At 64.3% G+C, this 7,355-nt stretch carries 5 protein-coding genes and 2 pseudogenes; 4 read left to right on the plus strand and 3 right to left on the minus strand.

The window, feature by feature from the left end:
- On the plus strand, positions 1-834 hold an 834-nt coding region (locus IEY88_RS43725; protein ID WP_189160789.1), incomplete at its 5' end, for an IS256 family transposase.
- 74 nt (positions 835-908) lie between these two features.
- Here the strand turns inward: IEY88_RS43725 and IEY88_RS43730 are convergent.
- Positions 909-1,646, minus strand: a pseudogene (locus tag IEY88_RS43730) (transposase).
- A 220-nt stretch (positions 1,647-1,866) separates the two neighbouring features.
- On the opposite strand from IEY88_RS43730, the gene IEY88_RS43735 reads away from it, so the two are divergent.
- The 3 genes from IEY88_RS43735 to IEY88_RS43745 are packed head-to-tail and all read left to right on the plus strand — an operon-like array spanning position 1,867 to position 5,603.
- Complete coding sequence (locus IEY88_RS43735; protein WP_229694356.1) at positions 1,867-3,342, plus strand: MFS transporter; 1,476 nt, start codon at positions 1,867-1,869, stop codon at positions 3,340-3,342.
- Between the two features lie 43 nt (positions 3,343-3,385).
- Entirely contained in the window at positions 3,386-4,627 is a 1,242-nt protein-coding gene (locus IEY88_RS43740) for a cytochrome P450 family protein (protein WP_189160791.1), read from the plus strand.
- A gap of 31 nt (positions 4,628-4,658) precedes the next feature.
- Positions 4,659-5,603: an L-tyrosine/L-tryptophan isonitrile synthase family protein gene (locus IEY88_RS43745; protein WP_189160792.1), complete on the plus strand. Its 945-nt coding sequence runs from the start codon at positions 4,659-4,661 to the stop codon at positions 5,601-5,603.
- Positions 5,604-6,707: 1,104 nt separating this feature from the next.
- Here IEY88_RS43745 and IEY88_RS44925 read toward each other — a convergent pair.
- Positions 6,708-7,079, minus strand: a complete 372-nt coding sequence (locus IEY88_RS44925; RefSeq protein WP_229694355.1) for a hypothetical protein — start codon at positions 7,077-7,079, stop codon at positions 6,708-6,710.
- A gap of 39 nt (positions 7,080-7,118) precedes the next feature.
- Positions 7,119-7,355: pseudogene (locus IEY88_RS43755) on the minus strand (IS630 family transposase); the annotation flags it as partial.

Raw genomic sequence — 7,355 nt, forward strand, 5'->3', positions numbered from 1 at the left:
TCCACTATCACCGACAAGGTGATCGAGGGCATGATCGAATGGCAGAACCGGCCGCTCGACGCGGTGTATCCGGTGATCTTCATCGACGCTATCTACGTCAAGATCCGGGACGGACAGGTGGCCAACCGGCCGATCTACGTCGCGCTCGCCGTCACCTGCGAGGGCCGCCGGGACATTCTCGGGTTGTGGGCCGGCGACGGCGGCGAAGGCGCCAAATACTGGCTGCACGTGCTCACAGAGCTCAACAGCCGCGGCGTCACCGATGTGCTGATGGTGGTTTGCGTCGGGCTGACCAGCCTGCCCGACGCGATCACCACCGTCTGGCCGCAGACGATCACCCAGACCTGCGTGGTCCACCTGCTGCGCAACAGTTTCCGCTACGCGGGCCGTCAGCACTGGGCCGTGATCGCCAAGGCACTCAAGCCGGTTTACACGGCACCGACCGAGGCCGCGGCCCGCGAGCGGTTCGCCGAGTTCACCGAGGCCTGGGGCGCTCGCCATCCGGCGATCGTGCGGTTGTGGAACAACACCTGGGCCGAGTTCGTGCCGTTCCTCGCCTTCGATCCCGAGATCCGGCGGGTGATCTGCTCGACCAACGCCATCGAGAGCGTCAACACCCGCATCCGCCGCGCCGTCAAAGCCCGCGGGCACTTCCCCAACGAGCAGGCCGCTCTCAAATGCGTCTACATGGCGATCATGAGCTTGGACCCAACCGGTACCGGCCGTGCGCGCTGGACGATGCGGTGGAAACCCGCGCTCAACGCGTTCGACATCGCCTTCGACGGCCGCCGGACGCAAGTGTTTCCTTCAACCCGAGTTACACCGTTCGTTTGACAGACCCCCGTAATGATCAAGAGTGTTGGTGGGGCAAGGGGGCGACAGCGGTGCTGTCTGCCGCCAATGACCGTTCAGCCGGTGATGGCCAGGTTGCGCATCTGGGCGATGCCTCGGGTGGCGTGCCAGACGCCGTCTCGTTTGCGGCGGCCGTTGCGCAGGATGTTCCAAGGACTTCCTGTGTGCCAGGGCGTGCTCGACTCGTGCGCGGACGCTCTTCTGGACGGTGTTGAGCTCTTCTTTGCATTGCGGCAGCGGCGGTTGACCCTCGCGGGGTTTGCGGCAGGGCATGATCACCTCGGGGTTGCCCTGGTAGCGGCCGTCGGCCATCACCGTCGCGCCCCGACACTGCTCGTCCACACCTGAGCCGGTGTGGGCGTGGCAGTCGTTGCGGTTGCCCGGGGCGGGGTCGCCGACCACGACCAAGCGAGTGTTCGCGTCGATGACGACCTGCATGTTCACCGAGTACCGGTAGTTCTTCGACGACGCGGAGACGGATCGGTCGTGGGTCAGAACGAGGGTGCCGTCCACGATCAGCACGGTGTCCGGACTGTGCCTGCGGGTCACCGGCGCGAGCGCCAGCAGCGGCGCCAGGTAATCCACCACCCGGCCCGCGGCGGACTTCGAGATCCCGACCAGCAGCACGACCTGCCGCAACGTCAGATTCGTCCAGTAGTACACCGCCACCAGCAACACCCGATCCGCCAGCGACAGGCCCACCGCCGGCCGGTCCCGGTCTGCTCACCACCCCGACGGGCCACGACCCGCACCAGCGTGCGAGACACCCGCACCGACAACCCGTCAACACCCACACCGGCCGCTCACACTGATCACCCGCTCCACACCAAGATCATCGAACTCACCGAGACAGCGTTACGAGACAACCTTTAGTGCGCACATTCACAAATTGTCAAGCAGTGATTCACATCGCGTTCGACCGCATGACTCACTCAGTTGGACAGCCAAGGCGTGTTCGAGTGGCCACCTTGACATATTCACGACTGGAGCGAAGAGTTAGTTTCTTCGGCATTGGTGTTCGTTCACCTTCTGCGGCATATCGCCGGGTCGATGTTCATTCTTCGATTACGTTATGCGTGGGACAATTATTCGGAGCGGATATTGAGTCGGGTTGACCCTGTTCAAGCTAAATTCGTGGCTGGTATCTCTGAGGCTCCTCCCGCTAACGCGGGCGGTTGGCTTTCAGTATTTGGCGCAGGCACGCTCGCATTCTTCGCGATGCTGGACATGTCGGTAGGTACTCTCGCCATCCCGAGCGTTGCCGACGGTTTCGACATATCAGTGAGCGCGGCGCAGTGGGTCGTGCTGAGCGGTCAACTCGCACTCGTGTCGCTGCTGTTGCCCGTGGGCAACTGGCTCAGTGGCAAAGATCCTCGCCCGCTGGTTCTTCCTGCCATCGTGTGCTTCGCCGTGTGCAGCGGGTTGTCTGCTCTCGTGCCAACCTTCGAATGGTTTGTCACGATACGGACGCTTCAGGGCGCCGCATCTGCGGTGATCCTGGTCTCTGTGCCGGTTCTCGCCGCGCGGGCGGTTCGCGCGAAGGCACGCGGGCGGGCCATGGGAATCGTGGTCACAATGGCGCCGCTCGGCGCGGTCGTCGGTCCGGTGCTGGGTGGTGCGTTGCTCGATACATGGGGCTGGCGTGCAGCTTTTGCCATCTCGACTCCGGTATGCGTGGTGGTGTTGACCTGGTGGCGAGGAAGAAGCGGTGTTCGTGACAGCGGAACCCGCAGGCCAGACATTTTCACCACAGTCGTTGACTCCAGCCTCTTCACGCTCGCGATCGGCAGTTTTCTCTTAGTTCTGACGTTCGCCGATGACAGCCTCAAATGGCTGTTCCTGATGATTCCGGGGGCGCTCGCGGTGGCTCTGTGGTTGCGCAGGCCCGGTGGCAGAACGGTGCAAGGAACACTCGGCCACGCGCGCCTCTGGATGATTATCGCGGCGGCGCTCGCGATGGGATCGGCGTTCACCGCGATGCGCCACCTGGTTTCCCTGCACCTCCAGACCGACCGGGCGATGTCCCCGACGGCAGTTGGGTTCACCGTCATGTGGCTTTCACTGGCGATGGCCGCCTCGGGAATGGTAGGCGGTCTGCTGTCCGACCGATTCTCTGCCCGATGGGTGGGCACCGCAGGGGCAGTGATCACGACCGTCGGCGTGACATTGGTTCTCGCTGCCGACCACCCTTGGACGTCGGCGGCACTGATCTGGCCGCTCGTCGTGGTGGGCGTCGGAATGGGTGTCTACGCCGCACCGACCCAAGCGCTTGTCCTAAAGGACTCGCCGGTGGGCCGGCAGACGACTGCGACGGCGGCACTCCAAGCAGGACGCAACCTCGGCTTCACCGTGGGCCCTCCGCTCGCGACCACCGCGTGGACAACTTCTGGGGGCGGGCCGGCCGGTGCGACAGCCGGCCTGGTGATCGCCCTGCTCCTCGCGAGCATGGTCGCGATCCTATTCGTCGGTCGTACTGGACGAACCCGTTGACCGTCAGGCAACTCTGAACATCCTTGAAAAGGGGATTCAAACCATGTCGTCGACCAGCCAGGAACCGATTAACCTGTACGGCAAGGAATTCAAGCGTAATCCGTACGAGCTATACCGGCAGCTCAGGGACGAAGGGCCAGTGCACCGCGTTCGCTTCCCAAGCGGTGTGTGTGCCTGGCTTGTCACTGGCTACGACGCCGCCGACAAGACGCTCACCGACGAGCGATTGGGCAAAAACCACGAGCGGGGGAACGCCGAATGGCGCAGGCTCGCGTCGATCATGCCCGAACCCCAGCACTCGCAGCTCCAAGCGCACCTGTTGCACCAGGACCCGCCGAAGCACTCCCAGATGCGCCGACTGGTCGCCAACGCGTTCACTCCTCGGCGGATGGAGTCCCTGCGGCCCCGCTTCCAAGGCATGGCCGACGCACTCGTGGATGCCATGCCCGACAACGGTGTCGTGGATGTCGTGGCCGCCTTCGCTGCCAGGTTCCCGTTCCAGGTGCTCGCCGAGGTGATCGGGCTGCCCGCCGATCTCGCTGCGGCATTCCGACGCGAGTGGGGCAAGGTTGTCCAGCCAGTCGGTCCCACCGACCCCGGACGGCCTGCTTACGAGTCACTTCTGACCGGTCTTCAGGGTTACATCGCCAAGGTCGTGCGGCACAAGCGCGCGACCGGCGGTGACGATTTGCTCGCGCGGTTGGTCGCCGCACAAATCTCGGGTGCGCTCACCACCGCCGAACTCGACTCGATGGTGTTCCAACTGCTGGTCGCCGGGCAGGAACCAGTGACCAACCAGATCACCACGGCGTTGCTCGCGCTGCTGCAAAACCCAGACCAGCTGGAGTTGCTCAAGACGCGGCCCGACATCATCACCCATGCGGTCGAGGAGCTACTCCGGTACGACAGCGCGTTCGAGCTGACGACGTGGCGGTTCTTCTCCGAGGACTCGGACCTTCACGGAACACGAGTCCCTGCGGGCGACTCGGTGATCGTGTCGCTCAGCGCGGCCAACCGTGACGGAAGCGCGTTCCCCGACACCGACGATCTGGTCCTAGACCGCTCTCCGAACCATCACCTCGCCTTTGGCCAGGGCATCCACTTCTGTCCCGGAGCCGCGCTGGCCCGGATCGAGTTGCAGATCGCCGTCGGGACGTTGGTGAACCGCTTGGCGGGCCTACGACTCGCCGTGCCTTTTGACGACATCGAGTGGATCCCCGCCGCGCTCGCGCGCGGCACCAACCACCTCCCCGTGACCTTCACCATGCGCTTGTCTAGGCGCTAACCCTACCGTTTCCGATTTTCTGGAGTGTTTTGTGGCAACCACATGCCGCTTCTCTGGATCAGCGCCAGTCGACCATGTCTGTGCGCAGATTCTCGACCTGCTCCTGCCGCATCGCCGCAGCGTCGATCACCTGGCCCATCACGATCGCTGTTCGTTCGCGCCCCAGTTGGAGCAGTTGGCGCAGTTCGTGTCCGCAGGTGACCCCGTGATCTTCACCCTTCCCGGCTTCCCCTGCAAGTCGCCGAACCCAGCAAAAGTCCTGGGCCACCTTCCCGATCATGGAGAGGTGCTGTCGCTGCGCTTCCTCGACGCGCTGTGCGAGCGCGTCGGCGAGGTACACCCGCCGGGCGCACGGCTGATCATTTGCTCTGATGGGCACATATTCGGCGATGTCATCGGCGTGCCCGACAACGACATCGACGCGTACTCCGACGAGCTGAAGTTGATGATCGAGGAGCAGGGGCTGACCCACCTCTCTGTGTTCGACCTTCGCAACGTCTTCGAAGCGCCCTTGACCTACGACGAAAAGCGCGCCCAGGTGGTGGCCGCCCACGGACCGTCGGTTGAGGAGGTTCGCTCGCTGGTGAAGTCCGACGACAACGTCACCCACCTCTATCGCGGTATCACCCGATTCCTGGTCGAGGACACGTCGGACTTCGCGGGCTCGAAGTCCGCCCTGCAACGGGACTGCCGGCGGCGGGCGTACGGCGTGATCCAGCGGAGCACTGCCTGGGGTGAATTGGTCGCCGCGCACCACCCCCGGTCGGTGAGGCTGTCGATCCACCCTCAACCCGTCGGGGCGGTTAAGTTCGGCATCAGACTGCTGGACGCCGAGGACGCTTGGACGACTCCATGGCACTCCGTACTAGTGGTCGACGCGCGCGATGAACCACGGCTGATGCGCAGAGACGAGGCCGAAATGGTTGCCGAGCTGGTCAGAGTTGACGATCGTCCGAGCCACTTCCGGATCGGGTGAGCCGAGGCAACGGCTCTGGTCGCACAGGTGCAACACGTCGTTGCCTCATTCCAGGTTGCGGAGTGTCGCGTCCCCGATCCGATCTTCCGCTCCGGAAACCGGGAGTGCGTCGTGCGAGTGCCGTTACCATGGCTCGGACTGAGCTGAATGGATCAGCTGGTCAGGCGCCAGCTGATCCATTCAGGACACCTGACCCTCCACCAAATCCCCGTCCCAACGCTGCGTCTACCACGTTCTACCACTGCTGAGGCGACGCCGTCGCCCTGCTACGAAGTCGGGCCGTTGTCTGCATAGGGGCGGAGAATGGCTGGCCGAGCAACAAGGCGGCTCGTGCCTGATCGTCGCCTACCCGCCCCGCGACGGGCTCGCCATGGGTGATCAAGTCACGCGCGAAGCGAAGGGCTTCGCGGTTGTCTTCGGTATTGATGAACCGGGGCCGCACCCAGCTTCCTCCGGGCCATGAGTCCGGAGCAAAGGCGATGATGCCCTCCGAGTGCATGAGGTGGTACTGACGGGCGTGCGATTCATGGGGCTGGAGGATCCCGCGGTGGGGGTCCAAGAGCTTGTCGATCACGTTGACCAAGGCGTCGGCCCGCAGGCTGGTGGCACCCCCGAGATGCTGTCCACATCGCAGACACGCCAGGATCGCCAGTGCCTTCTCCAGCACCGGCTTCCGACCGGGTAGCAGCTCCCGGTTGAGGGGTGTAGGGCAGAGCGGCGAACGATTGCACCGTGTGGTTCGGCAGCTCCACCGCGGGCGCAAGGAGGAGACTGCGGGCGATGGCGTACTGCAACACGGGCTGAGCCGCTGTGACCGGCATCCCCTGCTCACCGCGCAGAGCGGCGAAAGCATCGGCCAGCTGAGCCGGGCCGTGCTCTCGAACTAGATCTCCGACGACGTCCGGGTTCTTGAACCCGAAGAACGGCGAGTACACCACGTCCCCGTCCAGCAAGGGGATCGTCTTAACCAGTTCGGCCCTGCCACCGACTTCGAGGAGCTGGGGAACGGCGGCGCTGTCCAGGCCGATCCGGGCTGCAAGCTCCTCGACCGGCACGGGAGTGTCCGCGAGGTGATCGACCAAGACCACCATCTGCTGTTCGATTTCAGTGGGTTGGCAGGCGCGCCAAGCGCGGGCCGAGCTCGGCGTATAGATCGTCGAAGTAGGGGACGTTCTCGGTGAAGCGGACGATCCTGCCTCCTGAGGTCTGAACCCCCTGCACGAACTCGATGTCAGCCAGGGCCGTGATGACGGTGTCGAAGGCGAACTGGTTGACGTCCAACTGCTCAGCGGCCACGGCCCGGAGCGCCTGCGCGTCGCTGATGACGTCCGGTCCGCGGATGAGGGCGGCGAGGCTGGCGGCCATGCCGATCAACTGGGTCTCGGCCAGCGGGGTCAGGCTGCCGGAGTTCGGGTCAACGTTGCGCAGACCAGCAAGGACGTCCTGACACCGAAGCCCTTCGTCAAACGGCTCCATCTCGCCCCATCGCCATCAGCCCCAGGTACTCTAGTCGGCCTAGTGTCCTGAGTCGTTAATTCGCTGGCAGTAGGTGGCGAGTGACTCGAGGATCTGGTCTGCGGTGCGGGTCCAGACGTATGGCCTGGGGTTGGTGTTCCACTGCTCGATCCAGCCGCGGATGTCTTTCTCCAGTGCGGTGACCGAGCGGTGGACGCCCCGGCGCAGCAGCTTGACGGTGATCTCGGCGAAGAACCGTTCGACGAGGTTGAGCCAGCTTGAGCTGGTCGGCGTGAA

The organism is Lentzea pudingi, from assembly GCF_014646255.1.
GTDB lineage: Bacteria > Actinomycetota > Actinomycetes > Mycobacteriales > Pseudonocardiaceae > Lentzea > Lentzea pudingi.

Coding starts and splice junctions, on each gene's coding strand:
- IEY88_RS43740 (WP_189160791.1), top strand. CDS start 3,386: ATGTCGTCGACCAGCCAGGAACCGATTAACCTGTACGGCAAGGAATTC.
- IEY88_RS44925 (WP_229694355.1), bottom strand. CDS start 7,079: ATGGAGCCGTTTGACGAAGGGCTTCGGTGTCAGGACGTCCTTGCTGGT.